The organism is Lewinellaceae bacterium, assembly GCA_020636105.1.
Taxonomy (GTDB): domain Bacteria; phylum Bacteroidota; class Bacteroidia; order Chitinophagales; family Saprospiraceae; genus BCD1.
Genome location: JACJYL010000002.1, coordinates 1,419,553 through 1,439,697, shown reverse-complemented (window position 1 = coordinate 1,439,697; position 20,145 = coordinate 1,419,553). Strand labels below are relative to the sequence as shown.

At 44.6% G+C, this 20,145-nt stretch carries 12 protein-coding genes; 8 read left to right on the top strand and 4 right to left on the bottom strand.

Annotated elements, in window-relative coordinates:
• Nucleotides 1-4 precede the first annotated feature (4 nt).
• From rpoB to H6571_22815, 4 genes are all read left to right on the top strand, one after another.
• Entirely contained in the window at nucleotides 5-3,829 is a 3,825-nt protein-coding gene (rpoB, locus tag H6571_22830) for a DNA-directed RNA polymerase subunit beta (GenBank protein ID MCB9326586.1), read from the top strand.
• Between the two features lie 64 nt (nucleotides 3,830-3,893).
• Nucleotides 3,894-8,213 (top strand): DNA-directed RNA polymerase subunit beta', encoded by a 4,320-nt coding sequence (gene rpoC / locus H6571_22825; GenBank protein MCB9326585.1) that lies wholly within the window; start codon nucleotides 3,894-3,896, stop codon nucleotides 8,211-8,213.
• A 240-nt stretch (nucleotides 8,214-8,453) separates the two neighbouring features.
• Nucleotides 8,454-8,867, top strand: a complete 414-nt coding sequence (locus H6571_22820) for a hypothetical protein (protein ID MCB9326584.1) — start codon at nucleotides 8,454-8,456, stop codon at nucleotides 8,865-8,867.
• Between the two features lie 219 nt (nucleotides 8,868-9,086).
• Nucleotides 9,087-11,384 (top strand): TonB-dependent receptor, encoded by a 2,298-nt coding sequence (locus tag H6571_22815; protein MCB9326583.1) that lies wholly within the window; start codon nucleotides 9,087-9,089, stop codon nucleotides 11,382-11,384.
• A gap of 117 nt (nucleotides 11,385-11,501) precedes the next feature.
• Here the strand turns inward: H6571_22815 and H6571_22810 are convergent, their stop codons facing one another.
• On the bottom strand, nucleotides 11,502-11,834 hold the full coding sequence (locus H6571_22810) for a cupin domain-containing protein (GenBank protein ID MCB9326582.1): 333 nt from the start codon (nucleotides 11,832-11,834) through the stop codon (nucleotides 11,502-11,504).
• 180 nt (nucleotides 11,835-12,014) lie between these two features.
• On the opposite strand from H6571_22810, the gene H6571_22805 reads away from it, so the two are divergent.
• Nucleotides 12,015-12,875, top strand: coding sequence for a DUF2911 domain-containing protein (locus tag H6571_22805; GenBank protein MCB9326581.1), 861 nt, complete (start codon nucleotides 12,015-12,017; stop codon nucleotides 12,873-12,875).
• A 94-nt stretch (nucleotides 12,876-12,969) separates the two neighbouring features.
• Here the strand turns inward: H6571_22805 and H6571_22800 are convergent, their stop codons facing one another.
• Complete coding sequence (locus tag H6571_22800; protein ID MCB9326580.1) at nucleotides 12,970-14,472, bottom strand: hypothetical protein; 1,503 nt, start codon at nucleotides 14,470-14,472, stop codon at nucleotides 12,970-12,972.
• A gap of 343 nt (nucleotides 14,473-14,815) precedes the next feature.
• Here H6571_22800 and der point away from each other — a divergent pair, with 343 nt between their 5' ends.
• A complete protein-coding gene (gene der / locus H6571_22795; protein ID MCB9326579.1) occupies nucleotides 14,816-16,123 on the top strand; it encodes a ribosome biogenesis GTPase Der in 1,308 nt (435 codons plus the stop codon).
• A 111-nt stretch (nucleotides 16,124-16,234) separates the two neighbouring features.
• Nucleotides 16,235-16,786, top strand: coding sequence for a dTDP-4-dehydrorhamnose 3,5-epimerase (gene rfbC / locus H6571_22790; protein MCB9326578.1), 552 nt, complete (start codon nucleotides 16,235-16,237; stop codon nucleotides 16,784-16,786).
• Nucleotides 16,787-16,975: 189 nt separating this feature from the next.
• On the opposite strand, the gene H6571_22785 is transcribed toward rfbC, so the two are convergent.
• Complete coding sequence (locus H6571_22785; GenBank protein ID MCB9326577.1) at nucleotides 16,976-17,473, bottom strand: YkgJ family cysteine cluster protein; 498 nt, start codon at nucleotides 17,471-17,473, stop codon at nucleotides 16,976-16,978.
• Nucleotides 17,474-17,660: 187 nt separating this feature from the next.
• The gene (locus H6571_22780) at nucleotides 17,661-18,239 is read right to left on the bottom strand and encodes a hypothetical protein (protein ID MCB9326576.1); all 579 of its coding nucleotides are present in this window, start codon (nucleotides 18,237-18,239) and stop codon (nucleotides 17,661-17,663) included.
• Nucleotides 18,240-18,591: 352 nt separating this feature from the next.
• On the opposite strand from H6571_22780, the gene H6571_22775 reads away from it, so the two are divergent.
• On the top strand, nucleotides 18,592-19,995 hold the full coding sequence (locus H6571_22775) for a tyrosine phenol-lyase (protein ID MCB9326575.1): 1,404 nt from the start codon (nucleotides 18,592-18,594) through the stop codon (nucleotides 19,993-19,995).
• The last annotated feature ends 150 nt before the right edge of the window (nucleotides 19,996-20,145 follow it).

Sequence of the window (20,145 nt, the reverse complement as noted above, 5' to 3'; positions counted from 1 at the left end):
GCAAATGGCATCAAACGGCAAGGTACAAACCGCTGAAGAGAGAAGACACAACTTCGGCAAAATTAAACTTTCCGCACAGTATCCCGATTTACTGGAGATTCAGTTGAAATCTTTTCAAGAGTTTTTCCAGCTGGAAACAACTCCTGAAAACAGAAGTAATGAGGGTCTCTACAATGTGTTTCAGGAAAATTTTCCTATTACAGACGCACGAAATATTTTCGTCCTTGAATTCCTAGACTACTTTATCGAACCACCGAGATACACCATTGAAGAGTGTATGCAACGTGGCTTGACCTATAGTGTTCCACTCAAGGCCAAACTTCGCCTGTCTTGTAATGATGAAGAACACGTTGACTTCAAAACCATTGTGCAGGACGTATTCCTCGGCAACATTCCTTACATGACTCCTAAAGGAACCTTCGTTGTCAATGGAGCAGAAAGAGTAATCGTTTCCCAGTTGCACAGATCTCCCGGAGTTTTCTTCGGACAGACTTACCACCCCAACGGAACTAAGATTCACTCAGCAAGAATTATCCCCTTCAAAGGAGCATGGATGGAATTTGCGACCGATATCAATACCGTAATGTATGCGTATATCGATCGTAAAAAGAAATTCCCTGTGACTACCCTGTTGAGGGCTATCGGTTTTGATTCCGATAAATCCATCCTCGATATCTTTGATCTGGCAGATGAAATAGAAGCCACTGAGGATGGACTCAATAATGCAATTGGTCGTAAACTGGCAGCGCGTGTTCTTCGCAGCTGGACCGAAGATTTTGTGGATGAAGATACAGGGGAGGTGACCACTATTGAACGTAATGATATTATCCTTGAAAGAGATGTTGTGCTCGATGAGAATAATATTAAGCTTGTCCTGAATGCTGGAATGGACTCTGTGATCCTTCAGAAAGAAGATATTGAACTGGATTATTCCGTAATTTTCAATACCCTTCAAAAAGATCCTTCCAGTTCAGAAATGGAAGCGGTGACCTATATTTACCGCCAGTTAAGAAGTACTGATCCGCCGGATGAGGAAACTGCCCGCGGGATTATTGATAAACTGTTTTTCTCTGATAAACGCTACAATCTCGGAGAAGTAGGGCGTTATAAGATCAACAGGAAACTGGGAAATGAGACACCTAAAGAAATTCAGGTGCTTACCAAAGAGGATATCATTTCTATCGTGAAATACCTGGTTCGACTGATGAACCAAAAAGCGGAAATCGATGATATCGATCACCTGAGCAACCGTCGGGTTCGTACCGTTGGGGAGCAGTTGTTCGCTCAGTTCGGTGTGGGACTTGCCCGTATGGCGAGAACCATCCGTGAACGTATGAACGTAAGGGATAATGAAGTATTTACGCCTATTGATCTGATCAATGCGCGTACTTTATCGTCCGTGATCAACTCTTTCTTTGGAACGAGCCAGTTGTCACAGTTCCTCGATCAAACCAACCCGCTTTCCGAAATTACACACAAACGTCGTATTTCGGCGCTGGGACCTGGTGGTCTTTCACGTGAACGTGCAGGATTTGAGGTTCGTGACGTTCACTATTCGCATTATGGTCGTCTTTGTACCATTGAAACTCCTGAAGGACCGAATATCGGTTTGATTTCCACCCTTTGTGTTCACGCTAAAGTGAACAAAATGGGATTCCTCGAAACGCCTTATCGTAAGGTTGTCGAAGGAAAGGTGGATGTCAAAAACCTGGCGGAATATCTTTCTGCTGAAGGGGAGGACCATATGCGTATCGCCCAGGCGAATGCCAGAATTGATAATGAAAGCGGGGCATTTTTGTCCGACAGGGTGAAGTGCCGCGAACATGGGGATTTCCCTGTATTGCAACCTATGGATATTGAATTCATGGATGTGGCGCCTAACCAGATCGTTGGGGTATCGGCTTCCATGATTCCGTTCCTTGAAAATGATGATGCCAACCGTGCCCTGATGGGATCGAACATGCAGCGTCAGGCAGTTCCTTTGATCAAGCCTAGTTCTCCTATCGTGGGAACCGGATTGGAAGGCAAAGTGGCTACCGACTCTCGTATGTTGATCAATGCTGAAGGAGAAGGAGTGGTTGAATATGTGGATGCCAATGAGATTGTTATCCGTTATGACAGGACAGAGTCAGAACAGCTGGTCTCATTTGAAGATAACAGGAAGTCTTATAAACTGACCAAATTCCGTCGTACCAATCAGGGAACATGTATCAACCTTAAGCCTATCGTGCGTAGAGGCGATCGTGTTTACCCGGGAATGATTCTTTGTGACGGTTACGCCACAGATCAGGGTGAATTGGCACTCGGACAAAACCTTAAAGTGGCATTCATGCCGTGGAAAGGCTATAATTTTGAGGATGCCATAGTATTGTCGGAGCGTGTTGTAAGAGAAGATATTTTTACTTCCCTGCACATCGAACATTTTGAATTGGATGTCCGTGATGCAAAGTTGGGAGAGGAAGAACTGACCAATGACATTCCTAACGTAAGTGAAGAGGCTACAAAAGATCTCGATGAAAACGGAATTATCCGCATTGGAGCCTGGGTGAAAGAAGGAGATATTATCATTGGAAAAATTACTCCAAAGGGAGAAACAGATCCGACACCTGAAGAAAAATTGCTTCGGGCTATTTTCGGGGATAAAGCAGGAGATGTAAAGGATGCTTCACTCAAAGCGCCTCCATCTACCAAAGGAGTTATTATTGGCAAGCAGCTTTTTGCCCGCGCTAAAAAGGATAAGGTCCAGAAAGAGCAGGAAAAAGAAATGTTGACCAAATTGGATGATGAGCACAAAATAGCCATCAACGAATTGAAGACCATTTTGATCGATAAGTTGATCGTTCTTGTCAAAGGAAAAATTTCCAAGGGAGTCAGAAGCATTTACAACGAACCACTGATTGAAGAAGGTACGAAATTCTCAATAGGTTTATTGAGAGATATTGATTATGGTACGGTAGATTACAGCAACTGGACGGATAGTGAAGAGACGAACTCTCTGATCGCGAGGTTACTGCATAATTACAGCATTAAATTTAACGAAGAAGTAGGTCGCTACAAGCGCGAAAAATTCAACATCAGTATTGGTGATGAATTGCCGGCAGGAGTGCTTAAACTGGCTAAAGTTTACATGGCTAAAAAACGTAAACTGAAAGTAGGGGATAAGCTTGCCGGACGCCATGGTAACAAGGGGATTGTATCCAGGATCGTCCGTATGGAGGATATGCCGTTCCTTGAAGATGGTTCTCCGGTAGATATCGTTTTGAATCCGCTTGGGGTACCTTCTCGTATGAACCTCGGACAGATCTTCGAGACTGTTTTGGGATGGGCCGGAGAAAAACTCGACATGAAATTCGGAACGCCAATCTTTGATGGTGCGGGCCAGGATGAGATCGAGGGATATATCCAAAAAGCAGGATTGCCAAGCCTTGGCCAGACTTACCTTTATGATGGTGAAACGGGAGACCGTTTCCACCAGCAGGCTACGGTTGGAGTGATTTACATGCTTAAACTCTCCCACATGGTTGATGATAAGATGCACGCCCGTTCTATTGGACCTTACTCATTGATTACGCAACAGCCTTTGGGCGGTAAAGCTCAGTTTGGGGGGCAGCGTTTTGGTGAGATGGAGGTTTGGGCACTCGAAGCCTACGGAGCAGCAAATATTCTGCAGGAATTGCTGACGATCAAATCTGATGATATCAGTGGTCGTGCCAAAGCTTACGAGGCTATCGTTAAAGGAGATAATTTACCCGAGCCGAATATTCCGGAGTCTTTCAATGTATTGTTACATGAATTACGAGGATTGGCCCTGGATGTGAAATTTGACTAATTTTTAACAATCCTTTGGTTTGTTGAAATTATTGATTATCAATTAGATATAAATTATATTATCTATGTCTTTTAAAAATAAAAGTCTCATTCAAACTCAGCAATTTGAATCGATTACCATTACTTTATCCTCACCGGATGAAATTTTGGAGCGTTCATTTGGTGAAGTTTTGAAACCAGAAACCATTAATTACAGATCATATAAACCGGAACGCGACGGGTTGTTTTGTGAGCGTATTTTCGGTCCGGTAAAAGATTATGAATGTTATTGTGGTAAATACAAGCGTATTCGCTACAAAGGGATCGTTTGTGACCGATGTGGAGTGGAGGTGACTGAGAAAAAAGTCCGTCGTGAAAGAATGGGACACATCAAACTGGTGGTTCCTGTCGTTCATATTTGGTTCTTTAAATCATTGCCCAATAAAATCGGTTATCTGCTCGGACTTTCTTCCAAGAAGCTTGAAAGCATTATCTATTACGAGCGTTATGCCGTAATCCAGCCAGGGGTGAAAGGCGAAGATGGTGTCGAAGTATTCGATCTGTTGACAGAAGAAGAATACCTGGATATCCTCGATGCACTTCCTCCTGAAAACCAAATGCTTGCAGATGAAGATCCCAATAAGTTTATCGCCAAAATGGGAGCGGAAGCTATTAAGGATCTGTTGGAAAACCTGAAACTTGATGAATTATCGTATTCATTGCGTCATCAGGCTGCTACAGAGACTTCCCAGCAGCGTAAATCTGAAGCGTTGAAGCGTTTGCGCGTGGTTGAGGCTTTCAGAGAAGGTATGGCCCGTATTGAAAACAAGCCGGAATGGACGGTTATTCAGTATTTGCCTGTGGTACCGCCGGAATTGCGCCCATTGGTATTGCTGGATGGTGGCCGTTTTGCCAGTTCTGATTTGAACGATCTTTATCGTCGTGTGATCATTCGTAACAACCGTTTGAAGCGTTTGCTTGAGATCAAGGCCCCTGAAGTCATTCTCCGTAATGAAAAGAGGATGCTCCAGGAATCTGTTGATTCACTTTTTGATAACTCCCGTAAATCCAACGCCGTAAAAGCAGAAGGTGGACGTTCCCTGAAATCTTTGAGTGACATTCTCAAAGGAAAACAAGGTCGTTTCCGTCAAAACTTGTTGGGTAAGCGTGTGGATTATTCCGGACGTTCCGTTATTGTGGTAGGACCTACCTTACAATTACATGAATGTGGTTTGCCTAAAGGAATGGCTGCCGAATTGTTCAAACCTTTTGTGATCCGGAAACTGATCGAAAGAGGGATTGTAAAAACGGTAAAATCTGCCAAGAAATTGGTTGACCGGAAAGATCCTGTCATCTGGGAAATTCTCGAAAACATATTGAAAGGGCACCCCATATTGCTCAACCGTGCACCTACACTGCACAGGCTTTCGATCCAGGCATTCCAGCCGAAAATGATCGAAGGTAAAGCGATCCAGTTGCACCCACTCGTTTGTGGTGCCTTCAACGCCGACTTTGACGGTGACCAGATGGCGGTACACGTGCCATTGAGCCAGGCAGCTGTGCTCGAAGCACAGGTGTTGATGCTTTCTGCTCACAATATGTTGAACCCACAAAATGGTTCGCCAATTACCCTTCCTTCACAGGACATGGTACTTGGTCTTTATTATATTACCAAAGAAAGATTGTCTACCGAAACGGAGAAAGTTTTGGGGCAGGATCAGCGGTTCTATTCTCCAGAAGAAGTAAAAATCGCCTACAATGAAGGACGATTGGACCTTCATGCCCGGTTAAAGGTACGTACGAGAGTCGAAGATGAAAATGGAAATCTCGTGCAGCGATTGATCGAAACCACAACAGGAAGGGTTTTGTTCAACACCGCTACGCCGGAAACGATTCCTTACATCAACGAGTTACTGACCAAGAAGAACCTGCGTAGAATTATTGGTGACGTTCTGGAAAGAACCAGTTTCGCAGAAACAGCTATTTTCCTCGATGCCATCAAAGAAATGGGATTCTACTGGGCGTTCAAAGGCGGATTGTCCTTTAACCTTGGAGACCTCATCACCCCTACTGTGAAGCAGGATGTGTTGCAGGAAGCACAAGCAGAGGTGGATGAAGTATGGGATAACTACAATATCGGTCTGATCACTAACAATGAACGTTATAACCAGATCATCGATAAATGGACTTTTGCCGATAACAGGATCACCGACAACCTGATGAAGGAACTTGCTGAACACAAGCAGGGGTTCAACTCAGTGTATATGATGCTTGACTCAGGTGCCCGGGGATCCAAACAGCAGATCAAACAGCTTTGCGGACTTCGTGGATTGATGGCCAAGCCAAAAAAATCAGGAGATAGTGGTGGAGCGGTTATTGAAAATCCGATCCTTGCGAACTTCGTGGATGGACTTTCAGTACTTGAGTACTTTATCTCTACTCACGGTGCTCGTAAAGGTTTGGCGGATACCGCCCTTAAGACAGCTGATGCGGGTTATCTTACCCGTCGTCTGGTGGATGTGGCTCAGGATGTTGTGATAATGGAGGAGGATTGTACCACATTACGTGGAAAAGAAACCACTGCGCTTAAGGATAATGATAAAGTAATTGAGGATCTCTCTTCAAGAATTGCGGGTCGTTACCTGCTTCAGGATGTATTTCATCCTGATACGGATGAGTTGATTCTTAAAGCCGGCGAATATATTGATCAGAGAACGGCCAATTATATTCAGAAAGTGGGTGTTGATTCTGTTTACATTCGTTCAGTACTTACCTGTGAAACACGCAGGGGGGTCTGTGCAAAATGTTATGGTAAAAATCTTGCTACCGGAAGAATTGCTGAAGAAGGAGATGCAGTGGGTATTATCGCTGCACAGTCTATCGGTGAGCCGGGAACCCAGTTGACACTGCGTACCTTCCACATTGGGGGTATGGCGTCTTTGTCCAAAACGGAATCTGAACTTATTTCTAAATTTGATGGAAAGGCCGTCTTTGACAGCATAAGAGTTGCAGAACATATTGAAGAGGATGGCAGTAAAACTTTTGTAGTTTTATCGAGAACCGGAGAATTGAGAATTGTTGACGAAGAAACAGGAAGGTTATTGGTGACACACCATATTCCTTACGGATCAGCACTCTTCGTCAAGGAAAATGCAAAGATCAAGAAGCGTGATCTGATCTGTCAATGGGATCCGTTTAACGCAGCGATCGTTTCGGCCACCGCAGGTATCGTTAAATTCGATAGCATGCAGGAAGGAATGAGTTATCGCGTTGAACGTGACGACCAGACAGGATACGAAGAGATCGTTATCATTGAATCTAAAAATAAAAGGATCATTCCTACGGTTAAGATCATCAGCCCTGCCGGCGAAGAGTTACACTCTTACAACCTTCCGGTTGGAGCGCACGTCGCCGTTGAAGAAGGAAGTGAGGTTAGAGCGGGTCAGATCATCGTGAAGATTCCTCGTATGATGGGTAAGATCGCGGATATCACGGGTGGTCTGCCGCGTGTTACCGAATTGTTCGAAGCACGTAACCCTTCCAACCCGGCAACGGTTTCGGAAATTGACGGGGTTGTTTCTTTCGGACCGAAAATCAAGCGTGGTAACCGTGAGGTAATCATTACCGCGAAGGATGGTCAGCGCCGTAAATATCTCGTGAGCTTGTCTAAACACTTGCTTGTTCAGGAAGGTGACTTTGTTCGCGCAGGTACCGAATTGTCTGATGGTGCAACCGCTCCACGGGACATTCTCAATATCAGCGGCCCATTTGCCGTTCAGGAATATCTCGTAAATGGAGTTCAGGACGTTTACCGTTCCCAGGGGATTACCATCAATAATAAACACATTGAGGTGATCGTTCGCCAGATGATGAGAAGGGTCCAGATCGAGGATCCGGGAGATACCAGCTTCCTTGAAGGAGAACCAGTTGAGAAGTATGAATTCTTCGAAATGAACGACTGGATCTTTGATAAGAAAGTCGTTACCGACGCCGGAGAATCCAGCAGACTTAAGCAGGGACAGCTTGTTTCTTTACGCCAGTTGAGAGAAGAAAATTCTTTCCTCAAGCGTAATGACAGGAAAATAGTCGCATACCGCGATGCTGTTCCAGCCACTTCAAGCCCGCTGCTGCTCGGTATTACCAAGTCTTCACTGGGTACGCCAAGCTGGATTTCAGCAGCGTCGTTCCAGGAAACGACTAAAGTATTGAGTACTGCTGCGATCGGTGCCAAGCAGGATTTCTTGGTGGGATTGAAAGAGAATGTCATCATCGGAAAACGAATCCCTGCCGGTACAGGATTGAAAAAATTCAGAGAACTGTTTGTGACTACTTCTGAGGCGCAAGAAGCCTATGAAGCACGGCACACTCATGATGCAGACGAAGAAGAAGATGATTATGATGATTAATTCAAATCATCAGCACTAATAAAAATAAAGCCCTTCTCCGGATTTCCGGGGGAGGGCTTTTGTTTATTATAACTCATTTGGGCGCCCAGGCACTATAGATGAGCACCCTGTAGCGCTCTTGATTAAGGTTCGAAGGTCAAAAAGATGAAAAATTTTATTGCCTTAGGTGATTTTTGTTACCGAAGCGAAAGGTTTATTTTTTTATATTTGGCCTTTATTTGATGAACTCAAATTATAAATTTGTCTCAGGCGATTAACATAAAGGGAATCCTTTTGCTGATTTTGGTTCTGCCTTCCTTCCTCGTTCAATCCTGGAAAATAACCCTCGTGTATGTATGGTATTATGCCAACAGGGATGTTATCGCCGAAAAATTTTGTGAAAACCTGGACCGGCCGGAGCTGATGTGTTCTGGAAAATGCCACATCCAAAAAATCATCGAACAGGTTAAAAACGACAGGGATCAATGGAAAAAATCAGCCAGAAATTCGGTTGATGAACGATCCATTACCTTGATCCATGAAAATGAAAATTCCGAAAAACTTAAAAAAAACCTTCCTGATTACGTGACGGGATGTTTTTATTATCAACCTCCTTTTTCGGTAAAAGGAGCACAATCCGTTTTCCGTCCTCCTAAATCTTCTCTTCTTTCCTAAATCTTCAATGGAATTATCCGGGTATTTTTCCCGGGCATTCATTCTATGGCAGGATCGGATCTTTTTCCGGTCAATGGTATACATGGCTTGACATGTTTTACCCTTTTATTATTGTTCAGCAGCCAACATGAGCAGGAAGTTGTGTAGGGTGTCATTTGCCAGACCATCCCTCCTGTTGTTTCGCTGAACGCATTGCATAAATCTAAAAAAGGAAAGATCATGATAAAAAAGAAATACTTATTTATCGCATTTTTATTCATTTCCTGGATGGCCTCGGCCCAGTCAGGATATAAGATTGATGGTTATGTAAAGGATGGAGGAACCGATGTCCCGGTTGCCTATGCACTTGTTGGAATTAAGGGTTCTGATATTTCTACCCTAACCGATAGTAACGGATATTTTAGTCTGCAAACAAAAATAGCAGGAACCTTTATCTTAAGTGTGGGGCATTTGAGTTATGAGGGATCCGAAATTACGGTGGATGGCCCAGTAACTCTGGAATGCCTGTTGAGGATTAAACCCGTCATTACCGAAGCTATTCTTGTGGTTGGCAGCCCGCTGGGGGAAGTCTCCCAATCGGAGATCATCAGGGACGAAATCAAATTGGCCGGAAGGCAAAAGAACGTTGCCGACCTGTTTATGGATGTCAATGGCTTTAATGTCATCAAAAGGGGATCATATGCGATGGACCCGGTTTTTCGGTCATTTAAATACGAACAACTGAATATCCAGATAGATGGAGGTACCAAAGTGATGAACGCCTGCCCCAATCGTATGGATCCTATCACCACTCATGTCATTTCTGAAGAGATCGAAAAGATAGAACTGATCCGCGGACCTTACAGTATGAGGTTCGGGCCAAACTTCGGGGGAGTGATCAATCTGATTACCCAACAGACACCAGGCGTAGAGGATTACGGCATCCATGGGGCTGTTCATGCAGGTTATGAGGCCAATGGCGAGGGCAAACTTGTTGGATTATCGGTCAGCCAGGCTACGAGCCGGTTTGATCTTTCTTTATCGGGGGAACTTCACGATTTCGGGAACTATACAGACGGTAACGGAACCGAAGTGCCTTCCGGGTTCAAATCTTACGATTATTCGGTTAAGGCAGGAATGAATCCCGGCAAGAACCAGCGCATCCAGGCATTGTGGAGGCAATCTTTCGGCAAGGATGTTCTGCATGCCGGTCTGCCTATGGATACCGAACATGACAACAGCAGCATCCTAAGTCTTGATTATAAGAAACAAAACATTTCTCCTGCGCTATATTCCATCAGTGCCAAGGGATTTTATTCCTATGTTGACCACCTCATGACCAATGTGGATCGGCCAAATTTTGGGATGGTTTTTGCCTCCACCCCGGTTTTTTCTTCCACCTGGGGTGGAAAAGTCGAACTGGCCTTTACGCCCGGTAAAAAAACGATAATTTATACCGGATTGGATATGAATATTATTGCCAGGGAAGGAGACAGGACGCGCACGGTAAAACGAAACCTGATGAACCCGGAAATCGTTTTCGATCCACCAAAAATTTTTGTGGACTCCATCTGGCAGGATGCCACCCTTTCCGACTATGGTCTTTTCGGCGAAGCCAAATTTATGTTGAATCCTAAGATTACGGTCACAACCGGGTTGAGGGTTGATTACGTGTCAGCACAAATTGCAGCACCGGCGGCCGACTTTAAGGCTCTTTATCCTGAGCTTGGACAGGATCAGGAAATCAATATAAGCGGAAGCCTGACCATGGCTTACGCGCTGGGAACCAGGGCTAAACTGGAATTGGCACTAGGAAGAGGAGTCAGGACGGCGACCATGATTGAAAGGTATATCAATCATTTTTCTGTTCAGATCGATCCGTACGAATACGTGGGGAACCCGGAACTCAAACCGGAAGCAAACCACCAAATTGAATTGTCGATAAAGGGAAAAGTCCAAAAAGTGAATTATGGTGCAACGATGTTTTATTCTTACATCACTAATTGCATCACTGCGGCCATAGATACTACCCTTGGCAGGAAATTTATGCCCTGGCTGGAACCAAAATTTGCCAAAAGATTCCAAAATGTAGCGGTGGCTACCCAGGCAGGCTTTGAAGCTTTTGTCGAGGTCGCTCTGCTAAAAGGGCTTTCAGCAAGAATTGATGCCTCGCTGACTAAAACAAGAAATGTGGATTTTGACGAGCCCCTGCCTTTGATCGCACCTTTTACGACCATGGCTTCCATTACCTACAAAAGGGAAAAATTCTGGGTGGATCTCCGCAGCAGGTTCTCCTCGGAACAAAAGGATATTGCGCCATCATTTGGAGAAACCGTCACACCTGCTTACAAGGTTTTTGATTTTAGAGCCGGCATTCAGCCATGGAAGGGACTTTCTGTGGGTTTTTCTATCCTCAATATTATGGATGAAGCCTTTTATGATCACCTGACTTTTGCCTACAATAATTCAGATGTCAACAGCGGCCGTATCTACGAACCAGGAAGAAATTTTACTGTTTTTTTAAAGTATAAATTCTAAAGAAATAACGTTTTGAAATATGAGGGGGAGTCGGGCATTCTGTTCCGGTTCCCCTTTTTTTAGTTAATGGTACCCTATTCCATGTTACTTTCTGAAGGATGGATCGCAATCAACCTATTATTGGTTAGCCTGGAAATGCAAAGCCAGCCAAATCGTCGGTACTTTTTCATCCGTCCATTCCACCCGGTGCTTTTGACGGGCGGGTAGCAGAAGATGATCACCGGGTTTTAATACGATGGTTTCGGATCCCTCCTCCAGGCTTAACCCGGCGCTTCCTTTCAATAAAATGACCCATTCGTCCTGTTCCTGATCATACCATTGCCCTTTTGGCGTGCTTTGTCCATGAGAAACAATACGTTCCAGTCTGAAAGACGGGTCATTGATCATGGTTTCAAAAAATTCCTCCCGGATATCCTCTGGCAGATTTGTGAAAATATTTTGTATATTCATGGCGAAAAGGATTTTTACGGCTTTTTTGAATTTCCCTCCAAGTAAATGATTTTTTTATAAACAATTAAAAAATTCAGGTGTTGAATTTGGCATAGTTTCGTTCATGGGAAAACAACACCCGGGGAAATTCTATTCTTAAACATTAATTACTAATTAATTTTCAAACCAAACTTTTTTAAAATGAAAAGACAGTTAATTTTACTATTATCTTTTGTGGTTTTTATGGCCACTACTTTTACGGTGAATGCTCAAATCACTACCCCACGCCCTAGTCCTAATGCTGAAGTAAAACAGGAAGTAGGTCTGACAAACGTAACGATTACTTACTCTCGCCCCGGAGTAAAAGGACGTACGATTTTTGCTGATGATGGTCTGGTTCCTTTTGGAAAAATGTGGCGTCTTGGAGCTAATTCTGCTACCAAAATTGACTTTAGCGATGATGTGAAAGTCGGTGGAAAAGATCTTAAAGCAGGAGCATACGCTGTATTGGCTATACCTGGTCCAAAAGAATGGACCTTTAATTTTTACCCCTATGAAAGCACTTCATGGCCTTCATATACTGAGAAAGAACCAACCATTGCGGTTACCGTTCCTTCTTATGCAATGCCTGAAGGCGTAAATATCGAATCGTTTACCATGGGTATTGCAGATATTGTTGGTAATAAGGCTTTAATAGAGGTTCTTTGGGATAAAACTTATGTTTCTATTCCTTTGGAAGTTTTCGTAGACGAGCGCGTTGAAAAGCAAATTGCCCAGATTATGGCAGGTCCGTCAGCAAATGATTATTATGCTGCCGCTTCCTACTACCATGATAAAGGAAAAGACCTGGGTAAAGCCCTTATGTGGATCCAAAAAGCCACTGCAGGAGACGATGCAATGTTCTGGCAGGTAAGACGCGAAGCGATGATCCTAGCAGACCTGGGAAGATACCCGGAAGCGATCAAAGCAGCCAAAAGATCCCTGGAACTGGCACAAAAGGCCGGTAATGAAGAATATGTTTCGATGAACAAAAAGAGCATCGAAGAGTGGAGTAAGAAGTAAACTGGTTACTGGTTACTGGTTACTTGTTGCTGGTTGTCTTGGTAAAAAATAACGAGCAACGAGCAATCAGTATCCAGCAACCAGCAACGAGTAACTAGTACTGATACTCAAAGCATCCCAGATCGGGTGCGTTTACACGGGGATTTCCTTCAAGGTCGAGGGGAATCCCCGTTAAATTTAATCCCTTGTCGATGGCTATGGACAAAGTATCCAGGTGGTAATCGTTTTCTGACCTGTCTGCAAAAAGTGGATCATCACTTTGTGGATTGATGCAATTGAAACAGATGGTTTGAAAAAAGTCACTGTAAAGCCCTTGCTGAGTGGTGGTCAGCAAGTCGTCCACGCGGGTAATGCAATTTCTCATGCTTACCACAAAGGTGTTTGGGAGGTCGCGGTTATTAATATCCGAGAAAATGATATGATCTCTCCTCGAACCGGTGACAATTGAATTGATCATACTGAACTGCAGTGGATACTGCCCAGACTCGAGACAATTCCCATTTTCATCCTGTACCAGGCAGGCCCAATTGGTCATAGCGAGGGCTGCATTGTCGGTTCCGAAATTGGCAAGAGTGCAATGTTCAAAGTCGTATGCCCCTCCAAACCTCAATTCTACGGAATTGCTGCCGTTATTGTAAAACAGGCAATTTTTGGCATCGACAGTACTGTGATAAGTGATCAATGCGCTGCTGGCGGTATTGTAAAACTGGCTGTTGTTAAGGTCTACCTGGGCCAGTGAATCCACAAAAAGACAAAAGGTACTGTTTTTTATCGTGGTATAATTAATGGAATTTCCCGTTGAACCTTTTCCCAGGAAAATGCCGTACCATTGGGCGGACTGCTCCCCAAAGTCTTCTTCCAGGCGATCTCCCTGGATGACGACAGGATTGTCCAATGTGCCGTCAATTTGAATCCTGGCGTTTGACTGGATATAGAGAATTCCATCATTGAATACTCCAAACTGATCGTTTTGAGCAATTCCACCGTGGACGTAAATTTTCGTTCCGGCGGGAATTCTCAGCAAACATTCATCGATGAATATTTCTCCGTAAAGGACATAGGGCCGCGGATCATCCCAAACCCACTCCCCGTTGTCACAGGAATATTCCACAGGAACCCCCTTGTTGAAACGGCTGGGCAGGTAAACCGCATTTTGTCCCCACGCTTCCAGGTGTATTACCTGATCATTGCCATTGGTCTCAAAAAGTATTTTGTCCTCCACCACAAAAGGACTGGCGGAAACCGGTTGATCCGGATTAATGGTCACTTCTACGAATATATAAATGCTGTCCTTGGGCCAGATTTCAACTGATTCAACTTCAGCGGCAGCATATCCGTCAACATTCATGCGAAATACCGAGCCTGTATTGCCTTCAATTCGTACCTTTGTAATGCGAATGGGCTGATCGTATTCATTATACACCTTAAAAGATCGCGTTGCAGAACCGAGTGAGGTGAAAACGGTATCAAAACGCAGGGTGTCCAGTGAAAAACTGAGTTTTGCGCCCTGATCGGTTATGAAGTTATCTGTTTTGTTGCATGAGGCTACCATGAAAACCGTCAGTACCAACACACTTAGAATCGTGAAATATTTCATCCGTTAAAATATATTATCGTTTTTTGCCTGGCAAATATACGGAAAGATAATTCAGAATTTTTTTCCAGGGAAGTCTTGCGTTAAAAAGAACAGGAATTATGCGACAATGAACCAATGCAAGAATGCAAGATTGCGGGAATGAACGAATGAACCAATGCAAGAATGAGGCAATGCGACAATGCAGGAATGAGAAAATGTAAAAAAACGCATTCACACATTCACGCATTCAATCATAAAAAATAAACCTAACGGAATGATTTTCCGGGAGTTAAAAAAGATAATGCCCTTTGTTTTGTGTACCTTTGTGGGCTTTTTTAAATTTATGCATCAAATCGTCTAAATTATGGGAAATATTGTGGCAATTGTGGGGAGGCCTAATGTCGGGAAATCAACCTTGTATAACAGGTTGATCGGCGAACGGCAGGCTATTATCGATGACGTCAGTGGTGTGACACGCGACCGTCAGTACGGATCGTGCGTCTGGAATGGGAAAACTTTTACGGTAATTGATACCGGAGGTTTTGTGAAAGCGTCGGATGATGTGTTTGAAAAGGCCATTCGTTCCCAGGTGCATATAGCCATGGAGGAGGCGAGCGTCATCATATTCATGGTGGACACCACTACGGGGATTACCGACTTTGATGAAGATATTGCTCAAATGCTTCGTCGTACGGATAGGCAGGTTTTCCTGGCGGTCAACAAAGTGGACAACCACTCCCGGATGATAGATGCCAATGAATTCTGGAGCCTTGGCTTTGAGCAGACGTTTTTCCTGTCCTCCATGACGGGAAGCGGCTCGGGAGAATTGCTGGATGCCGTTACGGAACATATTAATATAGAAGATGAAGTTAGGCTGGAAACTGATATCCCGAAATTTGCGATCGTCGGGCAGCCCAATGTAGGAAAGTCTTCCCTGACCAATGCCTTGTTGGGGCAGGAGCGCAATATCGTAACGGAAATTGCCGGAACGACAAGGGATTCCATCCATACCAAATACGAAAAATTCGGAAAAGAATTCTACCTCATCGATACCGCAGGGATGCGTAAAAAAGCCAAAGTTCATGAGGATCTGGAGTTTTATTCGGTCATGCGGGCTATCAAAGCCATAGAAGCAGCGGATATCTGTCTGGTGATGATCGACGCCCAAACCGGCGTGGAAGCCCAGGATATGAGTATTCTTCGCCTGGCACAGCGCCGGAATAAGGGTATTGTAATATTGATCAACAAGTGGGATCTTGTCGAAAAGGAAACCAATACGGCCCGTGACTATGAAAAGGAGGTCAAACAAAAGATCGCCCCTTTCAGGGACATTCCCATTCTTTTTATTTCGGCCCTGGAGAAGCAGCGGATTTTTAAAGCCATAGAAGTGGGACTCGAAGTGTTTGAAAATCGCAACAGGAAGATCAAAACCTCACAACTCAATGATATCATGCAGGAAGCCATCGAGCAATATCCGCCTCCGGCGCACCGGGGCAGGTTCGTCAAAATCAAATACGTAACCCAATTGCCGACTTACTATCCTGCTTTTGCTTTCTTCTGTAGTAATCCCAAACACATTAAGGAGAATTACAAAAATTACCTCGAAAATAAATTGAGGGAAAATTTTAATTTCTCGGGAGTGCCTATGAGTATTTTCTTTAGGAATAAGTAGGTATTTGTTCAAATGCTTCAAATGGTTCAAGTTGAGCGCAGCGAAATCGTACCGTAGGTCGGGAGAGTTCAAGGGATAGACCGGTGCTTTTTGCCTATGCGCTAATAAAATATAAATTACGTGTTCCGATCCACTAAAATCAAAGATCTTATCATTTTCGAACCCAAGGTGTGGGAAGACGGAAGGGGTTATTTTTTTGAAAGTTACAACGAGCGGACTTTTGCGGCAGCGGGTATTCCCTACCGTTTTGTTCAGGACAACCAGGCAAGGTCGGTCAAGGGAGTGTTGAGGGGATTGCATTATCAGACCGGTGAATTTGCCCAGGCCAAACTGGTTCGGGTGATCGAAGGGGAAGTACTGGATATTGCCGTTGACCTTCGCGAAAATTCGGATACTTACGGGCAGTGGTTCGGCATTCGCCTGAGTGCTGAGAACAAAAAGCAGTTGTTTGTTCCCAGGGGATTTGCCCATGGTTACGTTGTGTTGAGCGAGACGGCGGAATTTGCCTACAAATGCGATAATTTCTATTCCAAAGCCCACGAAGGAGGTATACTGTACAACGATCCAATCCTTAATATCGACTGGGAATTGCCCGGAGTGGAGTTTATCATTTCTGAAAAAGACCTGCAGCTTCCCCGTTTTGGCGACCATAAAAAAGTGTAACCCTGCCCCATTTCGAATTGATTTGAAGTGGATTTAACCGCAAGGACCGCAAATACCGCAAAGGAGGCGCAAAGAAATTCATTTTTCACATCCTCGCATCCTCACATCCTCGCATCCTCACATCCTCGCATCCACACATCCTCACATCCTCACATCCTCGCATCCTCGCATCCACACATCCACACATCCTTAACCTATCGGAAAATTTTTCATCATTCGCTCCAGGATATGGAAGACGGCCGGACAATACATGGAATTGGCGGCATGGACGTTAATGTTTTGGGAGAATTCCAGGTTATTGGTATGCGGGTATTCCCGGCAGGCTTTCGGGCGTATCTCATAGATCGAACAGGCGTTGTCTTCCTGTAAAAAAACGCAAGGACTTGTTTTAAAAACCGTATCCCCGTCATCATCCCTGGTGAGGTATTTCTCCTCAAATGCTGATTCGCTTATTTTGAGGTGTTTGGCGATCCGCGTCGCATCCGTCGGATTGACCATGGCCGGAATGGTGGTACAGCAATTCGCACAATCCATACAATCGATGGACCGAAACACTTCATCGTGCAGGCTTTCAGCCCATTGGTCGAGGTGTTTACCGCGCTGCTCCCGAAGCCTGTTGACAAACCGGGTATGTTTCTTATTCGCCCCGTCCTTTTTGTTCTTCCATTGCTGTAGTAGGTTATTCATATTGTTTGATTAAGCGTCAGGATCTAAATAATAAGGGTGAAAAAGCGATGTTTTAAGGGGATAAATTTATGAGAGATAAATTTTACCGCAGAGGCCGCAAAGAAGGCGCAAAGGACGCGGAGCATACCTTGTGACCTCTGCGCTTTCTTTGTGTTCACCGCGGTTAAGTAGTTCACCTTCACACCGTCTATCCCCTCATCAATTCCTCCACCAGCGGCATCGTGTCTGCAAAGGTACTGAACCGATGGCCTACCTGATCGAACCATTGCAAAAAATTGGCGTCGGGGTATTCTGCGGGCAGCATCAGATGGTCGATCACATCGTCATCGGTGGCCAGGAAAAAATTCAAATTTTCGGGACTTTCCCTTTCCTTCGCTTCCTCCCGCATCGATTCCAAAACTGCCAGGTATTCCGTTTTAAAATGGTAATCCCGTGCTTTGGTCCACGTTTTGAAATGTCCGACCCCGCGATCGTCCAGGGTAACATGAGGCTGCATGGAAGGATTGTAGAGAAACGCCGGCCGGCCGGTCAGTGCCCCGAAATACCAGGCATAAAAACCACCGAGCGAGGTGCCGATGAAGAATAAGTCCCCGGGATTTTCGCCTATGAGCGCTCTGACGGCTTGCTGCACCAAAACAGGGTCAGCTTCGAGATCGGGTGCCAGGATAATATCGTTTTTGAAATGCGCTCTCAGGGCATCCGGTTTGTAACCAATGCCGTCGCTGTTGAAGCCGTGGAGGTAGAGGATGGTTTTGTTATTTATCAAAGTAGGTTTATTCTATTTTATGGGAGTAAAGATATTTAATGCTTTGAATTTTAAGGCATTAAAATCCGGATTTTGGCATCAAATACCTTGATTGATTCCTGTTTTTTCAAGCTAATAAACATTTTTTTTGAGTTCTTTTCAGTTAATTTTCCGTACTTTTGCCCCAATAAAAAAAGGTGTTTTTTAAGGCAACTTAAGCCTCTTTTTATTGTTGATATTTTCAATTGAACACCAACACAAAAAGTCACATTTCGTGACCGGATCATCGATTCCTTTGATGATCTTTCGGACTTTTTCCATTGACCATAACATGCCGGGTTTGACATTAATTAACGCATTATAAACTATATATATGTTAAAGACAATTGGTCAACAAAAAGGAAGAAGATCCTGGGCTGAACCATGGAAAATTAAAATGGTGGAGCCTCTCGAAACAACAACACGTAAAAAGCGCCAAAACGCATTGAAAAAGGCGGGGTACAATACCTTTTTACTCAAATCCAAAGACGTTTACATCGATCTGCTGACCGACAGCGGTACCAGTGCCATGAGCGACCGCCAATGGGCAGGCATGATGCTGGGGGATGAATCCTATGCGGGAAGTGTCAACTTTTACCACCTGGAAAAAGCCATTCAAAAACACTATTCCTTCAAACACATTGTGCCGACGCACCAGGGCAGGGGAGCGGAACACCTCATCAGCAGGACGATGATTCAACCCGGACAGTTTGTGCCCGGAAACATGTATTTCACCACCACTCGTCTGCACCAGGAACTGGCTGGCGGTATCTTTGTGGATGTCATCATCGATGAGGCCCATGATCCGCAAAATGAGTTTCCTTTTAAAGGAAATATCGACCTGCAAAAGCTCGAAAACCTGATTAAAAAAGAAGGCGCGGACAAAATCGCTTACGTCAGCCTCGCCGGTACGGTAAACATGGCCGGCGGACAACCGGTGAGCATGGAAAACATCAAGGCCGTTCGGGCGCTTTGTGATAAATATGGTCTTTTACTCTATCTTGATGCTACACGACTGGTTGAAAATTCCTGGTTCATTCAAAACAAGGAAGCCGGTTATGCCGATATGCCTGTGAAGAAAATTCTCTTCGAATTTTGCAGTTATGCCGACGGGGCCTGGATGAGTGGTAAAAAGGACCACCTCGTGAATATCGGTGGCTGGCTGGCCGTAAATGACCCGGCTGTTTTTGACAAACTGCGTAACCTCGTCGTGGTGTACGAAGGATTGCATACTTATGGAGGTATGGCGGGCCGCGATATGGAAGCCATGGCTATCGGGATCAAGGAATCCGTTCAGGATCAACATATCAAATCCCGAATCGGACAAGTATTCTACCTCGGACAATTGTTGGAAGACTGGGGCGTACCCATCGTCAAACCGGTAGGAGGACACGCTATCTTTTTAGATGCTAAAGCCTTTTATCCACATATTCCGCAGGATCAGTTTCCTGCTCAGACCCTTGCCTCCAACATTTACCTCGATTCCGGGGTGCGGGGCATGGAAAGGGGCGTGGTCAGTGCCGGCCGTGATCCCAAAACAGGTGATCACCGCTATCCGAAACTGGAACTGATGCGTCTCACCATTCCGCGCCGGGTGTACACCGAGGCGCATATGGATGTCATAGCAGAATCGGTTAAAGCCGTGTTTGATGAAAGAGAAAAGGCCAAGGGGCTGAAAATGGTTTATGAGCCTGAGTACCTGCGATTTTTCCAGGCCAGGTTTGAACCCTTGAAGTAATAGGAGTTTTTAGTTTTGAGACCGGAGTCAGACATTGTTTTGGCTCCGGTCTTTGTGTTTTATTTGAATTGATTCTAAAGGGGATTGTACATACATTTGGAGGGTTTTTAGGAATCCTTTCCCCGCCTCCGCTGGCTTTTGTCGCTCTGT